This is a genomic window from Bellilinea caldifistulae (genome assembly GCF_001306055.1).
GTDB lineage: Bacteria > Chloroflexota > Anaerolineae > Anaerolineales > Anaerolineaceae > Bellilinea > Bellilinea caldifistulae.
Window position 1 is genome coordinate 76562 of record NZ_LGHJ01000018.1, and the last position, 22858, is coordinate 99419.

25 protein-coding genes are annotated in these 22858 nt (G+C 49.3%); 17 read left to right on the forward strand and 8 right to left on the reverse strand.

All coding sequences use genetic code 11. The annotated features are described in order from the left end of the window. The first annotated feature begins 12 nt into the window (after positions 1-12). Genes AC812_RS13055 through hisE form a run of 4 tightly spaced genes read left to right on the forward strand, consistent with a single transcriptional unit; the run spans position 13 to position 2158 of the window. Entirely contained in the window at positions 13-765 is a 753-nt protein-coding gene (locus AC812_RS13055; protein WP_061915509.1) for a 1-(5-phosphoribosyl)-5-[(5-phosphoribosylamino)methylideneamino]imidazole-4-carboxamide isomerase, read from the forward strand. Continuing rightward, positions 755-1546: an imidazole glycerol phosphate synthase subunit HisF gene (hisF, locus tag AC812_RS13060; RefSeq protein WP_061915512.1), complete on the forward strand. Its 792-nt coding sequence runs from the start codon at positions 755-757 to the stop codon at positions 1544-1546. Before AC812_RS13055 ends, hisF begins: the two co-directional genes overlap by 11 nt. Continuing rightward, entirely contained in the window at positions 1543-1890 is a 348-nt protein-coding gene (gene hisI, locus AC812_RS13065) for a phosphoribosyl-AMP cyclohydrolase (protein ID WP_061915515.1), read from the forward strand. The genes hisF and hisI overlap by 4 nt, the downstream gene beginning before the upstream one ends. Further along, a complete protein-coding gene (gene hisE, locus AC812_RS13070) occupies positions 1877-2158 on the forward strand; it encodes a phosphoribosyl-ATP diphosphatase (protein ID WP_145962540.1) in 282 nt (93 codons plus the stop codon). Before hisI ends, hisE begins: the two co-directional genes overlap by 14 nt. Before the next feature lie 201 nt (positions 2159-2359). On the opposite strand, the gene AC812_RS17675 is transcribed toward hisE, so the two are convergent. Continuing rightward, positions 2360-2647, reverse strand: a complete 288-nt coding sequence (locus AC812_RS17675; protein WP_145962541.1) for a hypothetical protein — start codon at positions 2645-2647, stop codon at positions 2360-2362. A gap of 53 nt (positions 2648-2700) precedes the next feature. Here AC812_RS17675 and AC812_RS13075 point away from each other — a divergent pair, with 53 nt between their 5' ends. After that, positions 2701-3192 carry an SET domain-containing protein gene (locus tag AC812_RS13075; RefSeq protein WP_236839244.1) on the forward strand — a complete coding sequence of 164 codons (492 nt, stop codon included), beginning with the start codon at positions 2701-2703 and terminating at the stop codon, positions 3190-3192. Positions 3193-3209: 17 nt separating this feature from the next. Further along, positions 3210-4004: an SAM hydrolase/SAM-dependent halogenase family protein gene (locus AC812_RS13080; protein ID WP_061915520.1), complete on the forward strand. Its 795-nt coding sequence runs from the start codon at positions 3210-3212 to the stop codon at positions 4002-4004. A 5-nt stretch (positions 4005-4009) separates the two neighbouring features. On the opposite strand, the gene AC812_RS13085 is transcribed toward AC812_RS13080, so the two are convergent. From AC812_RS13085 to AC812_RS13105, 5 genes are read right to left on the reverse strand one after another with little or no spacing between them, the layout of a single operon-like run. Next, positions 4010-5377, reverse strand: coding sequence for a M20/M25/M40 family metallo-hydrolase (locus AC812_RS13085; RefSeq protein WP_061915523.1), 1368 nt, complete (start codon positions 5375-5377; stop codon positions 4010-4012). Positions 5378-5404: 27 nt separating this feature from the next. Then, positions 5405-5944 (reverse strand): VTT domain-containing protein, encoded by a 540-nt coding sequence (locus AC812_RS13090; protein ID WP_061915526.1) that lies wholly within the window; start codon positions 5942-5944, stop codon positions 5405-5407. Next, complete coding sequence (udk, locus tag AC812_RS13095; protein WP_061915529.1) at positions 5937-6578, reverse strand: uridine kinase; 642 nt, start codon at positions 6576-6578, stop codon at positions 5937-5939. The genes AC812_RS13090 and udk overlap by 8 nt, the downstream gene beginning before the upstream one ends. A gap of 45 nt (positions 6579-6623) precedes the next feature. Then, positions 6624-7118 carry a metallophosphoesterase family protein gene (locus AC812_RS13100; RefSeq protein WP_061915531.1) on the reverse strand — a complete coding sequence of 165 codons (495 nt, stop codon included), beginning with the start codon at positions 7116-7118 and terminating at the stop codon, positions 6624-6626. A gap of 3 nt (positions 7119-7121) precedes the next feature. Further along, positions 7122-8978 (reverse strand): HD domain-containing protein, encoded by a 1857-nt coding sequence (locus AC812_RS13105; RefSeq protein ID WP_061915534.1) that lies wholly within the window; start codon positions 8976-8978, stop codon positions 7122-7124. Between the two features lie 131 nt (positions 8979-9109). Here AC812_RS13105 and AC812_RS13110 point away from each other — a divergent pair, with 131 nt between their 5' ends. Then, entirely contained in the window at positions 9110-9685 is a 576-nt protein-coding gene (locus tag AC812_RS13110) for a hypothetical protein (protein WP_061915536.1), read from the forward strand. Between the two features lie 65 nt (positions 9686-9750). Here AC812_RS13110 and AC812_RS13115 read toward each other — a convergent pair whose 3' ends face one another. Then, complete coding sequence (locus AC812_RS13115; protein WP_061915650.1) at positions 9751-10743, reverse strand: aldo/keto reductase; 993 nt, start codon at positions 10741-10743, stop codon at positions 9751-9753. A 254-nt stretch (positions 10744-10997) separates the two neighbouring features. On the opposite strand from AC812_RS13115, the gene AC812_RS13120 reads away from it, so the two are divergent. From AC812_RS13120 to AC812_RS13135, 5 genes are all read left to right on the forward strand, one after another. Next, positions 10998-14267 (forward strand): AfsR/SARP family transcriptional regulator, encoded by a 3270-nt coding sequence (locus AC812_RS13120; protein WP_061915541.1) that lies wholly within the window; start codon positions 10998-11000, stop codon positions 14265-14267. A gap of 143 nt (positions 14268-14410) precedes the next feature. Continuing rightward, positions 14411-14536: a hypothetical protein gene (locus AC812_RS18305; protein ID WP_272897780.1), complete on the forward strand. Its 126-nt coding sequence runs from the start codon at positions 14411-14413 to the stop codon at positions 14534-14536. A gap of 25 nt (positions 14537-14561) precedes the next feature. Continuing rightward, positions 14562-15149 carry a DUF5317 domain-containing protein gene (locus AC812_RS13125; RefSeq protein WP_145962542.1) on the forward strand — a complete coding sequence of 196 codons (588 nt, stop codon included), beginning with the start codon at positions 14562-14564 and terminating at the stop codon, positions 15147-15149. Between the two features lie 2 nt (positions 15150-15151). After that, positions 15152-15439, forward strand: coding sequence for a hypothetical protein (locus tag AC812_RS13130; protein WP_061915546.1), 288 nt, complete (start codon positions 15152-15154; stop codon positions 15437-15439). 94 nt (positions 15440-15533) lie between these two features. Next, positions 15534-16691: an HD-GYP domain-containing protein gene (locus AC812_RS13135; RefSeq protein WP_061915548.1), complete on the forward strand. Its 1158-nt coding sequence runs from the start codon at positions 15534-15536 to the stop codon at positions 16689-16691. 83 nt (positions 16692-16774) lie between these two features. Here AC812_RS13135 and AC812_RS13140 read toward each other — a convergent pair whose 3' ends face one another. Then, the gene (locus AC812_RS13140) at positions 16775-17191 is read right to left on the reverse strand and encodes a hypothetical protein (RefSeq protein ID WP_061915551.1); all 417 of its coding nucleotides are present in this window, start codon (positions 17189-17191) and stop codon (positions 16775-16777) included. A gap of 365 nt (positions 17192-17556) precedes the next feature. Between AC812_RS13140 and AC812_RS13145 the strand changes: the two genes are divergently transcribed. From AC812_RS13145 to AC812_RS13165, 5 genes are all read left to right on the forward strand, one after another. Continuing rightward, positions 17557-18723: an ABC transporter substrate-binding protein gene (locus AC812_RS13145; protein WP_061915554.1), complete on the forward strand. Its 1167-nt coding sequence runs from the start codon at positions 17557-17559 to the stop codon at positions 18721-18723. Positions 18724-18847: 124 nt separating this feature from the next. Beyond that, on the forward strand, positions 18848-19981 hold the full coding sequence (locus tag AC812_RS13150) for a branched-chain amino acid ABC transporter permease (RefSeq protein WP_082149025.1): 1134 nt from the start codon (positions 18848-18850) through the stop codon (positions 19979-19981). A gap of 12 nt (positions 19982-19993) precedes the next feature. Beyond that, positions 19994-21358: a branched-chain amino acid ABC transporter permease gene (locus AC812_RS13155; protein WP_061915557.1), complete on the forward strand. Its 1365-nt coding sequence runs from the start codon at positions 19994-19996 to the stop codon at positions 21356-21358. Positions 21359-21371: 13 nt separating this feature from the next. Next, complete coding sequence (locus AC812_RS13160; protein ID WP_061915560.1) at positions 21372-22160, forward strand: ABC transporter ATP-binding protein; 789 nt, start codon at positions 21372-21374, stop codon at positions 22158-22160. After that, on the forward strand, positions 22150-22857 hold the full coding sequence (locus AC812_RS13165; protein ID WP_061915563.1) for an ABC transporter ATP-binding protein: 708 nt from the start codon (positions 22150-22152) through the stop codon (positions 22855-22857). Before AC812_RS13160 ends, AC812_RS13165 begins: the two co-directional genes overlap by 11 nt. Position 22858 lies beyond the last annotated feature (1 nt).

The window sequence follows — 22858 nt, forward strand, 5'->3', positions numbered from 1 at the left end:
GGCAGGAAGAAAATGAGTGATTTTACGATTTTCCCGGCGATTGACCTGCGGGATGGAAAAGTCGTTCGATTGGAATTGGGTGATCCCACCCGGCAGACGATATTCAGTGAGGATCCGGCAGAAGTGGCTTATCGTTTTTTCCGTTCAGGCGCAAAATGGCTGCATGTCATCAATCTGGATGGGGCATTTGGTGATGAGCGCCGCGCAAGAAAAAATGAAACGGCAATTGCCCGGATTTTGGAAATAACCCCAGAGTTTGGAGGAAAAATTCAAGTGGGGGGAGGTTTGCGTTCGATGAAAGCGTCCGAGCGGCTATTGGCGATGGGAGTCAACCGGGTGATTTTTGGTACGCTGGCCGTTGAGCAGCCGCAACAGGTGACCGGATGTATTCGGCAATGGGGTTCAGAGCGAATTGCGGTCAGTGTGGACCTGCGTGCCGGTAAAATCCAGACTCACGGCTGGCAGCAAAGCGCACAAATGGAGCCAGGAGAGTGGCTGTATCGGCTGGCAGACGAAGGTTTACGCTGGGTGATGGTAACCGATGTGGAACGGGATGGCATGTTAAGCGGGGCAAATCCTGAGGTAACTCTTTGGGTGCGGCAGGATAAGAGACTTAAAGTGGTGCTGGCAGGAGGAGTCAGCCGGTTGGTGGATATTCAGGTTGCCCACCGTAGCGGTCTTGCCGGAGTGATCATCGGACGGGCTTTGTATTCCGGTGAATTGAATTTACCTGAGGTGTTGAAGGAGGTAACCCATGCTGGCTAAGCGGATCATTCCATGTCTGGATATCAAGGATGGCCGGGTGGTCAAAGGGATTAACTTCATCTCCCTGCGGGATGCTGGCGATCCGCTCCGGCAAGCAGCCTTGTACGATGCGATGGGTGCGGATGAACTGGTCTTTTTGGACATTCAGGCCACGCCGGAAGGACGGAAGACGGTGGTGGACCTGGTTGCCCGTGTTGCCGAAGAAATCCGCATGCCGCTAACGGTAGGAGGTGGAGTACGCAGTGTGGAGGACATGCGTCAGTTATTGCTGGCTGGGGCGGATAAGATCAGTATCAATTCTGCGGCTGTCCGCAACCCCCATATCCTTCGTGAAGGCGCTGATCGGTTTGGCAGCCAATGTATCGTGCTGGCGGTTGATGCGAGGAGAATCATGAAAAACAGCCCCGTGCCCCGATGGGAGGTCATTGTGGATGGGGGCAGGACACCAACAGGATTGGATGCGCTGGAATGGGCCGAGCAAGCCGTTCGTTTGGGTGCAGGTGAAATCCTCCTGACCAGCATGGATAGAGACGGTACGCGGGCTGGCTATGATCTTGAATTGACGCGGGAGTTCAGCAAAAACCTGCCAGTGCCGGTAATTGCCTCCGGCGGGGCCGGTCAAATGGAGCATTTTGCTGAGGTGCTGGATGCCGGCGGTGCAGATGCCGCCCTTGCAGCGACCTTGTTTCATGACGGAATTATCCGAATCCCGGAATTAAAGCACTATCTCTCTCAACGAGGAATACCGGTGCGCTTGCTGGAGAAAGGAGAAAGATCATGAACCGAGAAGGTAGTTTGAGGTTTGACGAGAAGGGTTTAATCCCTGCGGTTATTCAAGATGCTTTCAGTCAACAAGTACTGATGCTGGGGTGGATGAACCGAGAGGCGTTGGAACTGACCCGCAGCACAGGACTGGTTCACTTCTGGTCGCGCAGCCGTCGGCGTTTATGGAAGAAAGGCGAAACATCCGGCAATTTGATGCAGGTCGTAGAAATCAGCGTGGATTGTGACCGGGATGCTCTTTTGGTGCGGGTGTTGCGCAAGGGCCCGGCCTGTCATACCGGCATGGTCACCTGTTTTCACAACCCGATGGACGAGGAGAATGAAAATCATGCAATTTCTTGATCAACTGAGTAAAGTGATTGAAGATCGGCGGGATAATCCACGGGAAGGGTCATATACCTGCTACCTGTTTGCAAGCGGTGAGGATGAAATCCTGAAGAAAATTGGAGAGGAAGCGGTTGAGGTGATTCTCGCGGCAAAAGGACAGGGACACCAGCGGATTGTGGAGGAAGTCAGCGATCTCCTCTATCATGTCCTGGTGCTTCTTTCATTAAAGAGGGTGAATTTAGACGAAATTGAGGAAGAATTACGCCGTCGACATGGAAAATGAGATTTATGAAAGACCGCGGTCAAGAAAAATTGGAAGCGGCTAAAATCTTCCATTCAGGAGAAATAGGATTATAATAACAGCAATCCATTTGCCCGGTTACAGGCAAGCCATTCTGGTTTGTACTGACCCGAAAGTTGCCCTGGCAAGGCATGCGTCTGTCCGTTACGCACCTTAAAAATGCTGTAACGAAAAATCTGGCAATCAAACGGTGGCCGGATGATTTTTGGCACCGCTTTTCCATCGGGCGGAATTGTGGAGCCAATTTTTTTGCCTCGACATTGCGCCGCAGAACAGTGCCATCACAGCCCATGCGGTAAGGTGGTCGTTATGGCGTGTTTTTTGTGGACAAACCCTCAGCGGGTTAGTCCGGGACAGGCTCATGGTGAATAACCATGGCAATTTAACCAAAGACCGGGCGTCTCCGGCGAGGTTAAAAATTCCATATCTTTTTACTTCAAAGGAGAAAAATGGAGATTCAAACATTTTCATATTGCTCTCCAAAATTGGAGTTGCGTCCGTGCCCTGAAAAGGGGGGATTTGGTTTGTTTGCGATTGAGCCAATCAGCGCAGGCGAGCTGTTGGCTATGTGGGGCGGGCAGGTGGTCACCAGTGAACAACTGCAGTACCTGCCGGTTGACCGCCAGACACACGGCATTCAAATTCATGAAGATCTTTATCTGGTACCGGTTACTCACGGTGAACCCGCCGATTATTTCAATCATTCCTGTAATCCCAATTGTGGATTGGATTCGCCAATTTCGCTGGTCGCCATGCGGGATATTGAAGTGGGGGAGGAAGCCTGCTTCGATTACGCAATGAGCGATTCCTCCGACTATGACGAATTCGAGTGTCACTGTGGAGCCCCTAATTGCCGCAAGACCATTACCGGTCGGGATTGGATGCTTCCCGAACTTCAGGAAAGATATTTTGGGTTTTTCTCACCCTATCTTCAGCGGCGGATTGAAAAAATGCGTGAAGAAATCCAATTGAAAGGAAATGGCAACAAACCCGCCAATATAACGGACGACCGCTGATCGGTTGAGGTGAAAATATGTCGGTAATCTCATTGTTGACCGATTTCGGTGATCGGGATGCGTTTGTGGGTGTCATGAAAGGGGTAATCTGGAGGATCGCCCCTCAAGTTCAAATTGCCGACCTTACCCACTGGATCGAACCGCAGAATGTTTTACACGGTGCCTTAATTCTGGGCCAGGCGTATCGGTATTTCCCGCAGAGGAGTGTACATCTATCTATCGTGGATCCGGGGGTGGGTACTCAACGAAGAGCAGTAGCCGTCCGAATAGGAGATTTTTATTTTGTCGCGCCGGATAACGGTCTGCTGACCATACCGTTAGAGCGAGCTGAAAAAACCGGAGAACCGATTCATGCGGTCGAGCTGAACGAACCGCGTTTCTGGCTGCCGGAAGTCAGTCATTCGTTTCACGGCAGGGATATCTTCGCCCCATGTGCAGCGCATCTGGCAAATGGCGTACCCCTGGACGAGCTGGGCAGTCATGTGGAGAGCCGAGATCTTTTGCGCGTAGTCATTCCCCGACCTCGCCGTACACCAACCGGCTGGGAAGCGCAGGTATTAATGGCTGATGTGTTTGGAAATCTGATCAGCAATCTTACTTCGGAAGATTTGGGCGATCAAAAAATTCGTAAAGTGTTTATCGCCGGTACCTCCATCGAGCGATTTACGCGGACGTTCGGGGAAGCGCCAAGCGGGTCTCTCATCACGATGTTCGACAGTTCAGGGTATTTGAGCGTTTGTGTGGTTAACGGAAATGCCCAGAAACAGTTGAACGTTCGGGTAGGAGACCCGCTGGAAGTGGTCACTGAATAAATGGGCTACACCTTTTCCTGGCCGTACAAAAGTAGAATGCGGGCGATGTGCTTGGCTCCCTTCAAGTACAAATCCAGGCGGATGTTTTCATTTGGCGCATGAGCCTGCGAACCGGGGTGTCCGATACCGGCAGTAACAATGGGTACATGCAGTGTTTCGATGAAAAGGTGGTTTGGGCCTGAACCGCCACTCATCGGGATCATTTGCATCGGTTGGCCATAGACTTCGGCAGCTGATTCGACCACTAATTTGACAAAAGGATGATCCGGATCGGTGCGGGCGGGTGCTTCGCCACCAAGATAGGTGATCTGCACATCCTGAAAGCCGTGGCTGTCGAGATGCTGGCGTAATTGCTCCAACACCTCTTCGGGAGTCTGATCCGGAACCAGACGAAAATCCACCTTTGCGCTGGCACGAGCAGGCAGGACGGTTTTTGAGCCAGGTCCTTGATAGCCGGAGGTTAATCCGCAAATGGTGCAGGTCGGCATCATGCTCTCGGCAACCCGCAATTCAACCCCACCGGTCATGCTTTTGAGAAATTGTTTGATCCCATATCGGCCGCGGTATTCATCGGCAGTTTCTGGCATTAATTCAAATAATTCAAGATCGCGCTTGGAGGGCGGACGGACTTTATCATAGAAACCGGGCAGGTGAATGATTTCATCCGGGGATTTGAGGGTGTTCAATGCCCAAACCAACCGCCATGCGGCATTCGGAAAAATGGAACCACCCAATCCAGAATGAACATCCTGATTGGCAGTTTCAACACTGAGTTCCACATAACACAAGCCACGCAGACCCAGATATTGAACGGGGACATCGCGGTGATCCACGCCGCCAAATTCCCAAATGCAGGCATCTGCGCTCAGGTCGCCAGCATGTTTTTCTATAAAGGGTTTGAGATTTGGACTGCCGACTTCTTCTTCTCCTTCAACCACAAAACGGACATTACAGGGTAATTCCCCCAATTCAGCAAGCAAAGCATCTATGGCAAAAAGACGGCTGACTAAATGACCTTTGTCATCGCTGACACCGCGCGCAAACAACTTTCCATCGCGCAGGGTGGGTTGAAAGGGAGGCGATTCCCACAATTCAAGCGGTTCTGGCGGCTGGACATCATAATGATTGTAAAATAAAATGGTGCGCGGTGATTTTCCTGCCCGAAATCCGGTAACAACCGGCGCGCCATCGGTAGGAATGTTCTGAGTTTCAAACCCGCGTTTTTTCAGCATCTTTTCGACCATCCGGGCGGTTTCTTCAATTCCCCAGTTCTGAGCTGAGACACTGGGTTGTTCACAAAGACGGCTCAACTCGGAGATACTCTGATCGAGATGATCTTCCAGATAATGATCAATGCGGCTTGTATGAGTCATGGTTGCCTCCTATCGTTTGAGTCATTTTTAAAAGGGGAAAAGATTCAGCACAAAAGATCCGCCGTAGGAAAACAGAAGCATTTTCAATACTTTTCCGATCCATGAAAAGAGCAAAAACTGCCAGAGCGGCATTTTGAGGATACCGGCTGTAATCCCGGCTACATCGAAAATCGGGTTTGGTACAAAGGAAAGCACCAGAATGGTAACTGGCCCGTATTTGCGCATCCATTGTTCAAACCTGTCGCTCCATTGGGTTCTTTCGATAATTCCCTGGCCACTAAAACCGGCCAGATAACCTGAAAGTTCACCAATGGCTGCGCCTGTACCCGCTGCAACGGCTACCCAGAAAGGATTGAAAACCGCCCCCATGGCGGAGGTAAACAAAACCCCAGGTACGGGCAGAATCAAGGTGGCGTTTGCCAAAAGGGAAACCAGGAAAATACCCGGGTACCCCAGCCCCCCTAGCTGGCGGACATTTTCGCGGTTAATGTAGAGAAAAATCGTCAAACCCACCACAAAGATCAGGGCAAGAATGCGCGTGACTTTGAGGCGGGTGTCTTTATTCATCCGGGTTGTGTTCTTTGCTTTCCAAAAGTGTTTCGATGCGGGAAATGACCATGTCCAGCGCTACGGTGTTGAACCCGCCCTCCGGGATGATGACGTCCGCATAGCGTTTGGATGGTTCGACAAATTCCATGTGCATTGGGCGGACGGTATTCAAGTACTGGCGGATGACCGATTCGGTTGTGCGCCCGCGTTCGCGAATATCCCGCTCCAAGCGACGGATGAAGCGTAAATCGGGGTCGGTATCCACAAAGATTTTTACATCAAATAATTCCCGCAGGGCTGGTTCGGCGAAAATAAGGATTCCTTCCACCAGGATCACGCGCTGCGGTTCAACGTGAATGGTGCGGTCGGTACGGGTGTGGGTGGTGAAATCATAAACCGGCAGCTCGATGGCTTCCCAGTTCTTCAATTTTTTGATGTGTTCAATCATTAAAGAGGTTTCCAGCGAATTGGGATGGTCAAAATTGACCAGGTCTCGCTGTGCCCGTGGGAGGTCTTTCAGGTCTCGGTAGTAGGCGTCGTGGGGAAGATAAGCAATTCGGTGCGAACCAACTCGTTTGAGGATTTCGGTAGCCACAGTTGTCTTTCCAGAACCGGAACCACCAGCAATGGCGATAACAAGCGGAGTAATCATGGGCTTCATTATTTCCGATTATAGTCGAAATCATTCAATGCCGGGTCATTCCAGGAAAACAAAACGGATTTTCCGATTTTGTACATCCATAATGCAGAATGAGCGTTCTTCTTTTCTCAATCCTCCAATTGCCCCCGGGTTTATCAGGCGAGTTTTTCCCTGCAGTCTATCTTCGCGGCGGTGGCTATGCCCAAAAAACAGAAAATCGAACTGCTGGCTGTGGAGAAGATTCTGGAACTTGGAAGCAAGGTGACCGTGGGTAACGGCTATTCTTAAACCGCCTATCTCCCCCTGAAAAACGGTATCGGCGAAAGATTCGGGATTCATTTTCAGCAGGGTGTCCCGGATTTCACCGCTGGCAAAATCACCGTTCCCGAATGTCAAAATGACTTTGTGGGGAGCCAGGATTGAGGCAGTTTCAGCGGTGGTTACGTCTCCACAGTGAATGATGGTCTGGATGTTCTCATTCTCGATGATTTGCAAAGCCTTTTGCAGATTACCCAGATGGTTGTGAGTATCCGAAAGGATGGCAATTTTCATGACTCAAGCAACCTCCAATGAGACAATCTCAATATCGGCGTTGAGAAAAGCCAGGCGCAGGGCTTCCCGCTTTGTGGAGGTCAGGTTTTTGATCACCAGCCGGATGTAAAAGCTTCCATCCGGCTGGGTGTCATTGATGGAACGAAGAATGTTGCCGCCAGCCTGCGAAACGAGGTGGGCAATGCGAGCCAGTACACCCGGGCGGTTGGCATTTTTGCTACCGGTAATCGAGATGGTTGTCCAATTCAGGTTTTGTTGTGTTATGCCCGCATTGATCAGAGCATCGGCGAAATCCAGTTCGCGAATGGCGCCCGAACCAACCGAAGCATACAGGTCTTCCAGACTGGAGGCTGCCAGATTTTCCAGAAGAATATCAAAACGAACCGGATCAAGGACCTGAACATCTTCCAGAGAGAGGATACCCTGATTAATCAGAATCGGTTTGATCAATTGGCGTCCTTTTTCGGCGCTTTTTTTTAAGGCTTCGGTAACCAATACCGAGCGCAGCAAGCGAGCGGTGGAATTGTTGGCGTAGGCAAGCCATTCTTCGTTAGGTGGCTGGCGGGTGCCGTCGGTAATGACTTCCACAACATCTCCTGAATTCACTCGATCCGAGAGACGCACCAGGGCTCCATTTACTTTGACGGCACTGATTTTATCGAGCAGAAATTCCTGCTGAATTGATGCAACCGCATCCAACACAGTAGAGCCTTCCGGCAGAAAACGTGCTCCACCGGTGGGGGTCAAAATTTCCACAGGCCGGTAATGGCTGATATCCTTGCCTTTTTGGATGGCATAAACGACACCCCAGTGATTCTCCCCTTCCATGTCGCGGGTGGCAATGGCAACTTCCACTGCTCCTAAATCCGGCAGCCAGGCGGTAATTTGTAAAGCACGATATCCATTTTGAGGACAGGCAATATAATCATCGAAACGGTTTTGATCCAGATAGGGGCCTAAAAAGCGGTTGACCCGGGGTAACAGCTGATAACAGGCGGCTTCGTCTTCCTCCTCAATGACCATGCGGAAACTGATGATGTCATTGACATCCCGAAAGGAATTCATGGAAGTTTTGCGGGCACGAGCCATGCGGCGCAGTTTTTGCCAGGATTGCCAATAGCCGTTGACGATAATCTCAATCGAGCCATGTAAACCGCTTTTTTCCATGATGGCGCCTAGTTGTTCCATCATTGGGTTGATGAAGTTCAGGTCAAGGCGCGGGTCAGTATCAATCATTGCCTTAACCGAGGTGTAAGTTTCCGGCTCGGCAAAAGGAAAGGCGAGATCCTCAATCCAACGCCGCCAACGGTAACAATTCAGGATGCCGGCCAGTTTTCCATAAGCGCGAATGGCCTCGGTAGCTTTTTGCTGCCGTTTGTGGGCGGGCATGTGATGAAGGGTGAGCAGGTTGTGGCTTTTGTCGGCCAGCTTGACCAGAAACACACCGGGATCACGGTACTGGGCAATTTTGCGCAAGGTTTCCATTTCTCGTGAACGTCCATCACGCGGGGCGCTGATTTTGGTTACCCCGTCCACAATAAAGGCGATTTCTTCTCCCAACCGCCCTGGAAAGTGCTGTTTGATGCGCTCTAAACTTTCCCCTTGATCCTCAACGCTATCGTGCAACAGGGCGGCAATTGTCCAGGCTTCGTTAGCGACCAATTTATCCACGAAGGCGGCTACCCAGGCACAATGGGTTTCAAAATAAGGTTCTCCGCTCAGACGCAACTGACCGGCATGAAGTTCTTTTCCCCACCGATAGGCTTCCGCAATTGCCGGAGTGCGCGGGACAAATACGCCGGGGTTGAATTCATCATCTAACCGCGGTCGAATTTCACGGATATGCTTGATCGTCACCATTGGTTTTTAATTCCCGAACATAAACACCGATTGTAATTGAAAAGTAATTTTAAACGCAAACTGAAAAATTGACTAAAATTGGTGTGGTGCACAAGAATGAACCTAAATCCCTATTGAGGAGAAGAAATTTGATGAAAAAATTGATCACTGCTTTGCTTGCCCTTGCGCTGATGTTGACTGCCTGTAACCGCCAGAATTCGACCGCGGAGCCGATCAAGGTGGAATTACCGGTGGGAGTGGTGGAATCGCTTAGCCGGAATTTGAAAGTGGAATCCGAACAGATTGAATTCAACAAAATTACCGAATTGGATTATTCAAACACCTGCCTTGGCCTCCCATCGGTTGATGAACAATGTGCTGAAATGATAATTAAAGGCTATCAGGGAATTATCTCGCTGGATGGCGCTCAGTATGAGTTTCGCAGCGATCGAAGCGGCGAACGGATGAGGATTGTGCCAATTGCCCTGAAAGCTGCTCAATCGGTTTTGGCGAACCGGCTGAATGTCAATCCGGAATTTGTGCGCTGGGTTTCCATTGAAAAGGTGGACTGGCCAGACAGCTGCCTTGGACTGGAGCAGCCAGGAATGAATTGCAACATGGTGATCACCCCCGGCTTTCGGATCCTGCTCGAATCGGGGGGAATTATTTTTGTGTTTCGAACCGATCTTTCGGGTAAGCAAACGGTAATGGAAATGTTCAGCAATTGACGATTGAGTCACTCCGCCCATGATACCGGTTGGAATTCGGAAAAATGGGCGGAGTAGTTTTTTACTTAACGAGAGCCGTATTGGAAGGGGGTTCTTTCTTCATTGCGGTCGGTAGCGGGTGGTGGTTCGGGGGATAATGCGGAGATTTCAGCGCGCAATTCGGGGGTCATCTTGATCTCAAGACATTGCAGAATTTGTTTCAATTGTTCGGGGCTGCGTGCCCCAATGATCGGGGCGGTTACAGCCGGGTGACTTGCCACCCAGGCAACCGCCAACGGAGCGGGGTGGTAGCCATGTGAGCTTGCCAGTTCACTGAATCGTTCCGCCAGAACATACAAAGCCGGGTCTCCGTAGCGGGTTTGATACATTTTGTTTTCAACCAGCCGACCGCTTTCGGGTTTTTTGCCCGTTCCGTATTTCCCACTCAACAAGCCGCCACCCAAGGGACTGTAAGGAATGACGGCCAGGCGTTCGGCTTGAGCCAGCGGTAGAATTTCAACTTCGGCCTGCCTCTTGGCCAGATTGTACATCGGTTGGATCACTTCAATGGCAGCCCAACCATATTGACGGGATATTCCAAGCGCCTTCATAATCTGCCATGCAGCGAAGTTGCTAACAGCAGGGTATAATATTTTTCCCTGCTGAACCAGATCATCGAGCGCTCGCAGGCTGTGTTCCAAATCAGTAAAGTCGTCAAAGTGGTGGATGAAGTAAATATCTATCCAATCGGTTTTTAATCGTTGTAAGGATGCTTCTACTGATCGCATCATTTGCCGACGAGATGCCCCGCGTGCGTTAACATCTTCACTGGTTGGAAAGTAAACCTTACTGGTGATGACCACTTCATCGCGGTGATCGTGAATCAGCTCCCCTAAAATTTCTTCTGATTTACCACCAGCATAGACATTGGCGCAATCAAAGAAATTGATGCCTGCATCCCTGCACATCTGATACAACTGTGCGGAAGTGTCGCGATCGGCATCACCTCCAAAGGACATTGTGCCAAAACACAACGAAGAAACCTTGACACCGGTTTTGCCTAAAAATTTGTATTCCATAGTGGCTTCCTGAGAATGGGATTTGATAGGATTTTGAAAATTTTTGTTTCTGAGCATAATCATACCATCATCAGAATTAATAAAAGGTGACGAATGGTGGTATTCATTAAAGGGATTTTTTGTTATGATATTACCGATTCCGTTAAAAAATATAAAAAAGGATAGACTTAGTTTGTCAACGTGTGGTGAAGGTCAAAAGAATTGTTTTCTAAGACCACTAACCAGCACCTTATTTTTATTTTTTTGACAACATCATGGCCGAACTTTCCATACCGGTTACCCGAACCAAGGTCATTCTCCCTCGACGCCGTGCGGATCTTCTCACCCGACAACGGCTGCTCTCCTATTTGGATGACCTGAGCGAAAACCGGCTGGTGATTATTGCCGCCCCGGCTGGCTATGGGAAGACGTCCCTTCTGGTAGATTTTGCTCATCAGAATCCCATGCCGGTTTGCTGGCTATCCCTTGACCCAATGGATGCCGAGCCACAGCGGTTTGTAGCAGGATTGATCGCTGCTCTTCAAGCCGTTTTTCCGGAATTTGGCAGAAACAGTATTCCGGCGTTGAATGGGATGCCTCAGGAACGACTTAATCTGGAAACACTGGTTTCCTTGATTGTCAATGATATTTATGAGACCATTGATGAGCACTTTATTCTGATCATTGATGATTATCATCTGGTTGAGAATGTACAGGAAATTAATTACTTTATCAACCGTTTCCTGCTCTTAGCTGATGAAAACTGTCATGTATTCATTTCTTCGCGACGTTTACTTCCCCTGGCCGATATGCCATTGCTGGTTGCCCGGTCAATGGTGGGTGGTATTGGCTTTGAGGAACTGGCTTTTCAACCCGAAGAGATCCGAAATTTGTATTTGCAAAATTTTGGCATTTCTTTGTCCGAAAAGCAGGTTGAAGAACTTTCCCGCCTGACCGAAGGATGGATTACGGGGTTGATCCTTTCTACACAAGTAGAAAATGGTCAGCTGAGAACTCGCTTTCAGGCGAAGAAAGTTTCAGGCGTGAGCATCTATGATTACCTTGCCCAACAAGTTCTTGAGCAACAAAAGAATGACTTGAAACAATTTTTATATCGAACCTCGCTTTTCGAGGAGTTTGATCGTCAGATTTGCGAGGAAGTTTTGGGGAAAGGTTTGAACCTCCAAATGGACTGGGATCGGTTGATGGAGGAAGTGCAGCGGAATAATTTATTTGTCTTACCGGTCATCGAGGAAGATCGAATCTGGCTGCGCTACCATCATCTTTTTCGTGATTTTCTACAAAATCGGCTGCTCAGAGAATATCCCCAAGAAGCTCAGTGCATCCTTAATCGGCTTTCAGCATATTATCAGGAAGTGGGGGAGTGGGAGCGGGCTTATCAAATTTACGAGCGGATGGGGGATAAAGAGGCCAAGGCGCGATTGATTGAGCGCGCCGGAACCGTTATGGTCTCTAAAGGGCGAATCATTACGCTTCAGGCCTGGCTGGAGGATTTACCATCGCTGTACATTGAGCGATCCCCTTTGTTGCTCTCCATTCAAGGGGCGGTTCGGGTGATGCTTGGGGATGTTCGTAGTGGAATTGAGTCGTTCAATCTTTCACTAGGTTTGTGCAAAGAAGCGGATGCGACTCTCTACGCGCACACCTTGATTCGTCGTTCGGGAGCTTTTCGAATCCAGGGGGATTATCTTCACGCTCTGGAGGATGCCGAGAATGCTTTGCAAGTATTATCTCACTTGCCGGGTGAAAAGCATTTATTTGCAACAGGGTTGCATGCCAAAGGAACGGTTTTGCATTATCTCGGAAAAATCAACGAATCCTTGAATTGGCTCATTCAAGCCAGAGACATTTTCTTCGATTTGGGTGATGAGGAGTCGGCAGCCAAGGTAGCCATGGAAATTGCCATGGTGTACCGCTATCTTGGCAACCTCGAACATGCTGAAAAGATCTATAAAGACACGTTATTGTTTTATCAAAGCAGTGGCAACATTGTCTGGCAAGCCAATTTGTTAAATAACCTTGGTGTACTTCACTCGCTGGCAGGATTATATGAAACAGCCCTGGAAGAACTGGAAAAAGCGATCCAGTATGCCAGACTGGGGGGTTATGTCCGGCTGGAAGCCTATGCCCTAACCAGTCTTGGAGATTTGTTCAAGGATGTAGGCGCATTTTTGGAGGCGGAGCAAGCCTATCGAAAAGCTAATCAATTGACCCAACAGATCGAAGACCAGTTCCTCCGGTTTTATTTAACCCTTGCAAAAAGTGATCTGCTGTTGATTCGCAACCAGATTCAAGAAGCAGAAAATGAACTGATCACTGCATGGCAGGCGGCAGTAGATGCCGGTTCTCTGTACGAGGAAGCATTGTGTAAATGGGTTTCGGGAAAAATCGCAATCCTCAAAGAGGATTGGGATACAGCTCGCCGCAATCTCGAAGAGGCGGAAAGTTATTTTTCTCTGGAAAGACATCATGTGGAGGCTATTCGTTGCCGGATGTTGTTGTTAGCGGTTTATGCCCGCTTACAAAACGAACCCGCATTAATAAGAGGCATGGAAGAGTTATTGCCCGTGGTGCAGGACATCAAATTTCATCACTTGATTGGCAGCAGCGGAGAACCGCTCGGCAAAGTGTTTCAAGATGAGATGAATCTGCCGGAAGATATACGCGTTCTCTCAGCGCCATTTCTCAAAGTGATCCGGCAGCACAGCCGGCATTTACCCAATGCCCGAAAACAACTTCGCCAGAAATCGCAGGAAGTTCCGATATCGCCACCGGAATTGACTATTGTGACGCTGGGCAGAATCCAAATTTCGCTCGGAGACCACATGATTACAGGTATGGAGTGGCGCTCTCAAACAGCCCGTGATTTGATGCTGTTGTTGATGCTTCACCCCGAAGGTCTAACCAAAGAACAGGTCGGACTGATCTTCTGGCCGGATATCAGTCCGGGTGAATTGAAGATCCGATTCAAGAATACTATTTACCGATTACGCCACGCTGCCGGCAAAGATGTGGTGGTTTTTGAAGACGACATTTACTACTTCAACCGCGCCATGGATTACGAGGCGGATTTTGAGACGTTTAATCGCGAAATTCAACTTGCCGGGCTTGCCCGAAAGCCAGAACAGGAAATTGAGCATTATCGTCATGCGATTGAACTGTATAAAGGCGAATTCTTGCCGGAAATTAACGAGGAATGGGTCGTTGTCGAAAGGGAGCGTCTGCACCAAAAGTACATTACCGCTTTGAGGCGATTGGCCGAGTTGTATCTGGAGACTTCTCAACCGGTGGAAGCGCTGGCGTTTGCCAATAGATACCTTCAATATGATCCTCTCAATGAAGGTGTTCACCAGCTGATTATGCGATGTTATGCCAGCATGGGGAATGTCAACATGGTGATCAAGCAATACCAGACATTGAATTTCATACTGGAAAGTGAGCTGGGCGCTCAGCCGAGTCCGCAAACAATCTCACTTTATGATTTACTAACCCGCAACCGTCGCAAGACTGAGAACGATCATTGATGGCTTCTTAATCAAATGTTAACATTTTGTTAACATTAAATTGCCCAAAAACAGCCTCAAAACCGGTTTACGGAAGCCTCTTTGGAAGCCTACCCCTGATTAAACTGGATTTATCCAAACACAAGAAAAAAGGAGAGGCTGAAATGAAAAAGATCAATTCCCGTGTTGTTTTGTTCGTTCTGACGGTTGCCCTGTATGTTCTGGGTTCTGGTGCACCGGAAGCTGGCGGCGGAATCATCAACAGCATCATCAATTTCCCGGGCTGGTAATCTCCCTCTCAAACTTTTTGCTTGAATGATACTCCTCACAGCCGTCATCGCAGGCCTGACTCTGGGTCTAATTCGAGCAAAAATCGGCAATCGCCCGTACCGTCCGTTCTCCTTTCGGTGGGGGTGGATGGTGGCGGCGGCGCTCATCCTTCAATGGCTTGCATTTGGTTTTCCGCTTACCCGAACCATTTACCCGGATGAGGCAGCCAGTATCAGTTTAGTACTTTCACAATCCATATTGCTCATTTTTGCATGGTTCAATCGGAAAATTCCCGGTTTCTGGCTTTTGACCATCGGGCTGGTGATGAACCTGCTGGTTATCAGTGCCAACGGCGGTTTTATGCCGATCAGCCCAGACACCGTCCAATGGTTGCGCGGAGACGCCGTCACGGCTGGTTGGGAGGTGGGAGAACGGTTAGGAACGGGAAAAGATGTTGTGTTGCCGGTTGAACAAACCAAACTCGAATTTCTTTCCGACCGTTTCCGAACGCCGGACAACCCCTACTATCGGGTTGCCTTCAGTGCAGGCGATGTATTGATTGCTTTGGGTGCATTCTGGTTGTTATGGTCAGTCGGCGGCCGGTTTGAACGAAATTCGGGAAAGGAGATTTAACGATGACACCTACATTGATGGATTCGAGAAAACCCACTTATCGAGATGTTTCGGAAGAATATGGACGTATTCTCACCGCGGCGGTGATCAGCGCTCAGTTTCGTCAATTGCTGCTCAGCAATCCGGCTAAGGCACTTGCGGCTGGCTTTGGCGGCGAGGCGTTTCACCTTAGCAGTGAGGATCGTTCACGTCTGGTAGCGATCCGGGCTACCTCTCTGGCTGATTTCGCTTCTCAATTGAGTGGTTACAATGCAAACCGCTCGGTTCAGTCGGCGGTGTGTGGAGATTAGAGGTTTGTATTTTTAACAAGAAATGGGGATACCGGAAACTGTTTCCCTGCCTGTGCATCGAAGCTCGCGTTTTTGCTCACAAGGAATGGACTCCATGATTACAGGGAATCTTTATTTTGGCGGGGATTTTTTAAACCGCTTTGGGAAATTCCAATCTCCCCTCTTGACAGAGGTATGGGGGGAATCGGGCGATCTGGCTGCGCAATGGCTGCAGGTTGAAGGATCGTCCAGTTTGCTTTTTGAAATAACCGTCAAGGCAGTTGAACTGCTGGATGTCAAGCATTCTCAGGTTCTTGTCTTATGTGCGGATGGGACCTTTCACCGACAGGCATTTTATCAGGCTCAAACTTTGTTGAGCCGTTCCAATGGAGTTTTACGCAATTATCCACGTCTGAATCATTTTCTTCAAAAAGTTGTGCTTAGCGATGGACCAGTTCTGATCGGGTATCGAGATGCTTTTTTAGGTGTGGAAGAACGGCGGGTATTGAAGCTGCAAGCCAACGAAAATCTGGTATTTTTCCCAATGAGGTTAGAAACCGAACCTGTTGGTATTTTTGGCCTTTGCTTCGACCGTTTTCATACGATTGAGCAGCGCTTACCGCTGGCGATGATGTTTGCCGAACAGGCTGCTCAAGCCATTCAGCGAGAGGGGCTGGCGCTAACGGAGGAGGAATCCGCCGTTGAGATTGTATTGGCGCTGGCCAAAGCGCAAGAGGCTAGAGATTTATCCACCGGCTCGCATTGCCGAAGAGTGACCCGTATGGCCGAACAGATTGCCTTGCGCATGGGTTGCACTTTTCGTGAAATTCAGGATATTCGCAGGGCAGCCCTGTTACACGATCTTGGGAAGATCGGGATCCCGGATCAGATTCTACATAAACCCGGCCCGCTCACCGAACGTGAATGGGCGGTCATGCGTCAGCACCCGGAGATTGGGGCAAGAATTTTGCGGCTGGTACATGGATTAAGCGAGGTTGCCCAACTGGTGCTGGCTCATCATGAACGTTATGACGGCTCAGGTTATCCTTATGGATTGAGTGGGGATGCGATCCCGTTGGGTTCTCGAATTCTGGCCGTAGTGGATGCTTTCGGGGCGATGACAACCGATCGAGTCTATCGGCCAGCGTTGTCTTTTCGGGATGCACTGGCAGAGTTAAAGCGGTGTGCGGGCACCGATTTTGATCCGAAAGTGGTGGATGTTTTCTTGGAAATGATGAACGCAGACTCGGATGGGATGGAAGATGTAGGGTGAAGTCATCCCAATCTTAAGTCGGGTGCCCCGTGCGAAGTGTACAGCGCGACGGGGCACCCATTTATTAAGACGGAGTTTGTTGGTCAAGTGTTAGAGGCAGCGCGGCGATTGATCAGACTGATACGGACTTCTGGCAAATCGGTATAAAGCAAATATAATGCGGAGAGGAAAATGCTGATTAAGGTCAGGGAAACGTAGGAGACATTCAGCTGAACAGCGCCGTCCACGAGAATGGAGGCGCGTGGCATGAGCAGCATCAAGCGGCTGATGATGTTGAAACCATGAGCAAAAGAAAGCAGATACCACGGCCAGGGTTGAACTGCCCCGCGAAAAACCAGTTGAATAGCGGCGATTAATGCAAAAATTGCCAGCAATAGCGGAAGCCACCACTCCTGAGTGGCGGGTGAATAAGATTCTGGAGGAAGGAGAAGGATTGGAAAAAACTGAATAATGAATAAAAAGATAACCACATTCGGTTGGGCAAGTTTTTTCCGCAACATAATTGAGCAGCTCCCTGAAGGAAAATGGAAGAAGGGGGAAAGGACTTACAGGACAATCTTACAATTTGTGAGTGTAATTGTCAAGCAATGCCGCCCAAAAATTAGAGGAAGTTAAACACTTGACAATTTGAGCATGTTTCTCTATTATATGCACTATGCAATTTCATGCAACATCGAAATTGCTGATTTCGATTAATTCCCTCTTTTTTATCATTGATATGCGAGGAGTTGCCTTTCGGGAAGGAGGTGGTATTGTTCCACACAAGTAACAGCGAAGATCGCAGGCACAGACTGGCTCTGATGCCCGATGGGGGATAAAAATTGAATAATTTTCATCATTCATTTGCCAAACTATGGAGGAGAAAATGCGTTTCGTAAAGTTTTTCAGTTTGTTGATTGTAGCTGCCCTGATTCTCTCGGCGTGCGCTCAAGGCGGAAGCACCGGCGGCCAGCAGAAAGAATTGAAGGTGGCAATTTTAGCGCCTTTGTCCGGGCCAGTGCCGACCTTCGGGGTATCCACCCGTGACGGCGCCTTGATGGCGATTGATGAATGGAACGCCAAAGGCGGTGTGTTGGGCATGAAAATTGTCCCAATTGTTGAGGACAGTCAATGCACACCTGATCCTGCGGTCAATGCGGCAAATAAGGTCATTGATCAGGATGGCGTGAAATTCATCATCGGCGAGGTGTGCTCCAAAGCATCCATTCCGGTGTCCGAAATTGCTAATGCCAAAGGTGTCATTCAAATCAGCCCTACCTCCACCAATGAACAGGTTACGGTGGATGCGAATGGGAATGTGAAGCCCTATATCTTCCGCGCCTGTTTCATTGATCCATTCCAGGGCTTTGTCGGCGCTAAATTTGCTACGGAACAGCTGGGCGCAAAGACTGCCTTTGTCATGCTGGATCAGGCGAATGACTATGTTAAGGGTCTGGCGACCGAATTTGCAAAGAATTTCGAGATGATGGGTGGCAAGGTGGTTGGTACCGTGTCGTACACTTCCACCGATACCGACTTCTCGGTCATCCTCGGCAAGATTGCCGAAGCCAAGCCGGATGTGGTCTACCTGCCGGATTACTACAACATTGTCAATCTGGTTGCAAAGCAGGCCAAGGAAAAAGGGATCAATGTGCCCTTCATCGGTGGTGACGGTTGGGACTCTCCGGATCTGGATCTGGCGGCAGCCGCTGGTGGATATTTCACCAATCACTATTCGCCGGATGATCCGCGCCCCGAAGTGGTCAACTTCTTGAAGGCCTACGGCGAAAAGTACAAAGATGAAAGCGGCAATCCGAAAGTTCCGGATGCGCTGGCTGCTCTGGCTTACGATGCTGCCAACGTATTGCTGCAGGCGATCAATGATGCCGGTACGACCGATACTGCCAAGGTGAAAGACACCCTGGAAAAAATTACCTATAAGGGTGTTTCCGGTACCATCACCTTTGATGCCAATCACAATCCCATCAAATCTGCCGCCTTGCTGGCAGTCAAACCTGACGGGGTCAAGTTCGAGACTATTGTCAACCCCTAATTGTGCATGGTATTAACCAATCTGTGGAGGGCAACCTCGAGTTGCCCTCCATCTTTGGTTTGATATTCTTTCCTTCGCTTTCATCCCAGGAGACAGGTATTCTCAATTTGGAGGTGCTCGGCCGATGCAACAGGTGAGCGGTTCATCTCAAGTGGTCATTCCCGTGCCTAAAAAGAAAAAACAGCCACCCCTTGCTTGGGTTGGTCAGGGGTTTTTCATTTTACTGGGTATTGTTGTAGTGGCGATTTTAATCAGTAACCTGATCCGCCAGCCCACTTTATTTGCTCAATTTTTTATCAGTGGGTTGCAATTAGGATTTGTGTACGCCCTGATCGCATTGGGCTACACAATGGTTTATGGAATCGTCAAATTAATCAATTTTGCTCATGGCGATGTGTTCATGGTGGGAGCCTTTGTTTCTTATTTCGCGGTGGCCCGCTTCCGGCTGCATCAGTGGCCGCTGGCAGCTTTTCCGCAAATCTCACCCGGTCTCGGTGTGGTGATCGGATCGCTTACTGTTATCTTGCTCTCGATGGTGATTTGCTCCGCCCTGGCCATTACGATTGAGCGAGTGGCTTATAAACCCTTGCGGGATGCACCTCGCATCGCCGCTTTGATTACCGCCATTGGTGTTTCTTTCTTTTTGGAATATTTTGGGGCTTTGAATTTTGTTTTTTCGCCTCGTTTTATCCCATATGAACGACCGTTTGAAGTGGTAGCCTGGTATATCAAGGATGGCATTCATCTGATTAAACCGGGCGAAGCGCCGCCGGATGGCGCAATTACTTTCTCAAATATTTTGTTGATTATCATCGTTGCCTCCATTCTTGTGCAAATCTTTTTACAATTTTTAGTGAGGCGAACCAAGATTGGAATTGCCATGCGGGCGTCCTCGTATGATAAGCCTGCAGCCCGATTGATGGGCATCAATGTTGATTCGGTGATTTCCTTCACCTTTGCAATTGGGGCTGCTTTTGCCGGTCTTGGCGGGGTTTTGTATGCGATTGCGTATAGTTCAATCTGGACTCAGTTGGGTATTCTGCCCGGTCTGAAAGCCTTTGTTGCGGCAGTCTTGGGTGGGATTGGAAGTATTCCCGGTGCTTTTGTCGGAGCGTTGATCATGGGACAGGCAGAAGCCATGACGATGGGTTACATTTCAACCCCCATGCGGGATGCCGTGGCTTTTACAATCTTGATCATTGTGCTTCTCATCCGACCGACTGGCATTTTCGGTGAACCTGAAAAAGAGAAGGTATAAAGGAGAGCCCTGATGGAACTTGGATTTCTCTTGGGTTCAATTGTTAAAATTTTAGGGATTTTGGCTTACTTATATGGTTTGTTGTGGGTGCTAGCACGCCCTAACCGCTGGGTTAAACTTATTGGGGTGGTGGGAGCTTTTGGGGTGGTGCAATTAGCCCTGACGGATTTTGGCGGCTTTCAGATCCTGACCAATTTCGACAGCGGTTTGCTGTTTCAGGCCTGCGCCATGACCATGGTTGCACTCGGTTTGAATCTGATTTACGGGTTCAACGGGCAATTCAGCCTTGGTCAATGGGGCTTTTATGGAATTGGCGCCTATACGGCTGCGGATATCACCTACCGCTGGGTTAATGGAGACGCCAGAGGTCTGCTGGTGGTGGGTTTTGGCACAATTCTGGGCGGACTGGCGCTCATTTACATTGGGCGCTGGTTAAAACGCTTTCGGGGCGTGCCGGTACTTTCGTCTTTTACACTCTATTTGATCGGCGCTATTCTGGCAGGAACTGTGGCGGTTTACATTGGCAATGCGCTCAATCCCATGTTTGAACCGTTGCTTGGCACCAGCCTGAATCCGGGCATTCTCAATTCTCCGTTAGCTTTGCAAATTGTCTTTTTCCTTGCGGTGGTGTTTGCCGGTATTTTCGCGGCGGAAGTGAGCTTTCTGTTCGGCTTGCCGGTATTGACGCTGGGTTCGGATTACTTTGGGATTGCCACCCTGGGCTTTACGATTGTGGTCAATGTTCTGATGATCAACTCGGATACCATATTACCCTTCCCGGAAATGAAAGGCGGTCGTGGTATGGTGGGGATTCCGAAGCTGACAACCTGGTTCTGGGCGTTTTTCTTCATGATGGCAGTTATCATTATCATGAGAAATTTGATCCAATCCAGCACCGGCCGGGCAATCATCTCTGTGCGCGAGGATGAAGTAGCCGCTAAGGCAATGGGTATTGACGTGGCCGGTTCAAAATTACTGGCATTCGTGGTGGGCAGCTTTTTCGCCGGGGTTGGTGGGGCGGTGTATGCTCACTTTATCGGTTTCCTCAGTCCCGGAACATTTGGCTTTTTACAAAGTTTCAATCCTCTGATTATTATCGTGTTTGGCGGGTTGGGTAGCATGACGGGTACGATTGCGGCATCTTTTGGCTGGATCTTCTTCCTGGAAGGTTTGCTGCGGGTGTTGCTCAGTCAGATGGGTACCGAGGCGCCAACCTGGCGGTTTGTCTTGTATCCTATCACGTTGTTGCTGTTGATGCTGATTCGACCGCAGGGTTTGCTGGGAAATATCGAGTGGGGCTTTTTGAAGCAGAAAGACGTGCTGCCGCGAGAAACCTCCGCGGTTGATCAACCCGAAGTTGCGGCCAGTAAAGCCTGAGGAGACCTTGACAATGACCACCATTTCAACAATCCTCGAAATCAGTGATCTGACCAAATTTTTTGGCGGTTTGGGGGCAGTGCGGAATTTTGACCTGACCCTCAAAAAAGGTGATTTGAATGGATTAATTGGCCCCAATGGGGCAGGAAAAACCACCGTTTTCAATTTGATCACCGGTATTTACGAACCGACCGCTGGGGATATTGTCTTCAACAATACTTCCATCGTCGGGTTAGAGCCGTTCGAAATTACCCGTTTAGGAATTGCGCGAACCTTTCAGAATATCCGCCTGTTTTCCAACCTGACCGTTCTGGATAATGTCCGTATCGCCTATCATCCGCATACCAAATACGGTATGGCGGATGGTATCCTGCATAACCGTAAGTTTGATGTTCATGAAAAAGAATTAACTGAAAAAGCACAGGACTTTCTGGCGATTTTTGGGTTGGAAAACCTGCAAAACGAAATTGCGAAAAATCTGCCGTACGGCCAACAACGACGGGTTGAAATTGCCCGTGCGCTGGCTTGTGAACCGCGTTTGTTGCTGCTGGATGAACCAGCAGCCGGGATGAATCCGCGTGAGATTCTGGAGTTAATGGATCTAATCCATTTCATCCATGATCGCTTTGACCTGACCATTTTGCTGATTGAACATCAAATGCGGGTGGTGATGGGAATTTGCAAATATATCACCGTGATGGACTTTGGTCAGGTGATCGCGCGTGGAACGCCGAAGGAAATTCAGGAAAACGAACGGGTGATTGAGGCTTATCTGGGAAAAGGAGCCGGTCATGCTGCTTGAGGTTGAAAATCTGAATGTTTATTACGGGGCAATTCATGCCTTACAAGGTGTTTCTTTTCACGTTGAGGAGGGCGAAATTGTTACCCTGATCGGCGCCAATGGCGCTGGTAAATCCACAACCCTGCGCACCATCTCTGGTTTGCTGCGTTCGCGTACCGGACATATCAAATTCAAAGGTCAGGATATTTCGATGATGCCAGCCGATCAAATTGTCAGGCTGGGCATCAGTCATGTGCCGGAGGGGCGCAAGATTTTTGCTCCTTTGACCGTGAAAGAGAACCTGTTGATGGGAGCCTACACCCGTAAAGATCCCAATGAAATTGAACGATCCATGCAACGCGTGTTCGCCAGCTTCCCACGATTAAAGGAGCGTTTGAATCAACTGGGAGGGACTCTTTCAGGTGGAGAGCAGCAGATGCTGGCAACCGGCCGGGGATTAATGAGCCGCCCGACTTTGCTGATGATGGATGAACCTTCGATGGGGTTAAGTCCCATCCTGGTTGAAGAAATCTTCAACATCATCAAGGACATCAACTCGCAAGGGACCAGCATTCTTTTGGTGGAACAAAACGCTCAGATGGCGCTTTCAATTTCACACCGGGCGTATGTGCTGGAAACGGGACGGATCGTTCTTTCTGGTAGCGCAAAAGAGATTGCTGAAAATCCACGGGTAAAAGAAGCCTATTTAGGCGTATAGG

Bases quoted from the DNA above. Each gene is read 5' to 3' on its own strand.
- AC812_RS13055 (WP_061915509.1), top strand. From the start codon at position 13: ATGAGTGATTTTACGATTTTCCCGGCGATTGACCTGCGGGATGGAAAA.
- hisF (WP_061915512.1), top strand. From the start codon at position 755: ATGCTGGCTAAGCGGATCATTCCATGTCTGGATATCAAGGATGGCCGG.
- hisI (WP_061915515.1), top strand. From the start codon at position 1,543: ATGAACCGAGAAGGTAGTTTGAGGTTTGACGAGAAGGGTTTAATCCCT.
- hisE (WP_145962540.1), top strand. From the start codon at position 1,877: ATGCAATTTCTTGATCAACTGAGTAAAGTGATTGAAGATCGGCGGGAT.
- AC812_RS17675 (WP_145962541.1), bottom strand. From the start codon at position 2,647: ATGAAAATGTTTGAATCTCCATTTTTCTCCTTTGAAGTAAAAAGATAT.
- AC812_RS13080 (WP_061915520.1), top strand. From the start codon at position 3,210: ATGTCGGTAATCTCATTGTTGACCGATTTCGGTGATCGGGATGCGTTT.
- AC812_RS13085 (WP_061915523.1), bottom strand. From the start codon at position 5,377: ATGACTCATACAAGCCGCATTGATCATTATCTGGAAGATCATCTCGAT.
- AC812_RS13090 (WP_061915526.1), bottom strand. From the start codon at position 5,944: ATGAATAAAGACACCCGCCTCAAAGTCACGCGCATTCTTGCCCTGATC.
- udk (WP_061915529.1), bottom strand. From the start codon at position 6,578: ATGATTACTCCGCTTGTTATCGCCATTGCTGGTGGTTCCGGTTCTGGA.
- AC812_RS13100 (WP_061915531.1), bottom strand. From the start codon at position 7,118: ATGAAAATTGCCATCCTTTCGGATACTCACAACCATCTGGGTAATCTG.
- AC812_RS13105 (WP_061915534.1), bottom strand. From the start codon at position 8,978: ATGGTGACGATCAAGCATATCCGTGAAATTCGACCGCGGTTAGATGAT.
- AC812_RS13110 (WP_061915536.1), top strand. From the start codon at position 9,110: ATGAAAAAATTGATCACTGCTTTGCTTGCCCTTGCGCTGATGTTGACT.
- AC812_RS13115 (WP_061915650.1), bottom strand. From the start codon at position 10,743: ATGGAATACAAATTTTTAGGCAAAACCGGTGTCAAGGTTTCTTCGTTG.
- AC812_RS13120 (WP_061915541.1), top strand. From the start codon at position 10,998: ATGGCCGAACTTTCCATACCGGTTACCCGAACCAAGGTCATTCTCCCT.
- AC812_RS18305 (WP_272897780.1), top strand. From the start codon at position 14,411: ATGAAAAAGATCAATTCCCGTGTTGTTTTGTTCGTTCTGACGGTTGCC.
- AC812_RS13125 (WP_145962542.1), top strand. From the start codon at position 14,562: ATGATACTCCTCACAGCCGTCATCGCAGGCCTGACTCTGGGTCTAATT.
- AC812_RS13130 (WP_061915546.1), top strand. From the start codon at position 15,152: ATGACACCTACATTGATGGATTCGAGAAAACCCACTTATCGAGATGTT.
- AC812_RS13135 (WP_061915548.1), top strand. From the start codon at position 15,534: ATGATTACAGGGAATCTTTATTTTGGCGGGGATTTTTTAAACCGCTTT.
- AC812_RS13140 (WP_061915551.1), bottom strand. From the start codon at position 17,191: ATGTTGCGGAAAAAACTTGCCCAACCGAATGTGGTTATCTTTTTATTC.
- AC812_RS13145 (WP_061915554.1), top strand. From the start codon at position 17,557: ATGCGTTTCGTAAAGTTTTTCAGTTTGTTGATTGTAGCTGCCCTGATT.
- AC812_RS13150 (WP_082149025.1), top strand. From the start codon at position 18,848: ATGCAACAGGTGAGCGGTTCATCTCAAGTGGTCATTCCCGTGCCTAAA.
- AC812_RS13155 (WP_061915557.1), top strand. From the start codon at position 19,994: ATGGAACTTGGATTTCTCTTGGGTTCAATTGTTAAAATTTTAGGGATT.
- AC812_RS13160 (WP_061915560.1), top strand. From the start codon at position 21,372: ATGACCACCATTTCAACAATCCTCGAAATCAGTGATCTGACCAAATTT.
- AC812_RS13165 (WP_061915563.1), top strand. From the start codon at position 22,150: ATGCTGCTTGAGGTTGAAAATCTGAATGTTTATTACGGGGCAATTCAT.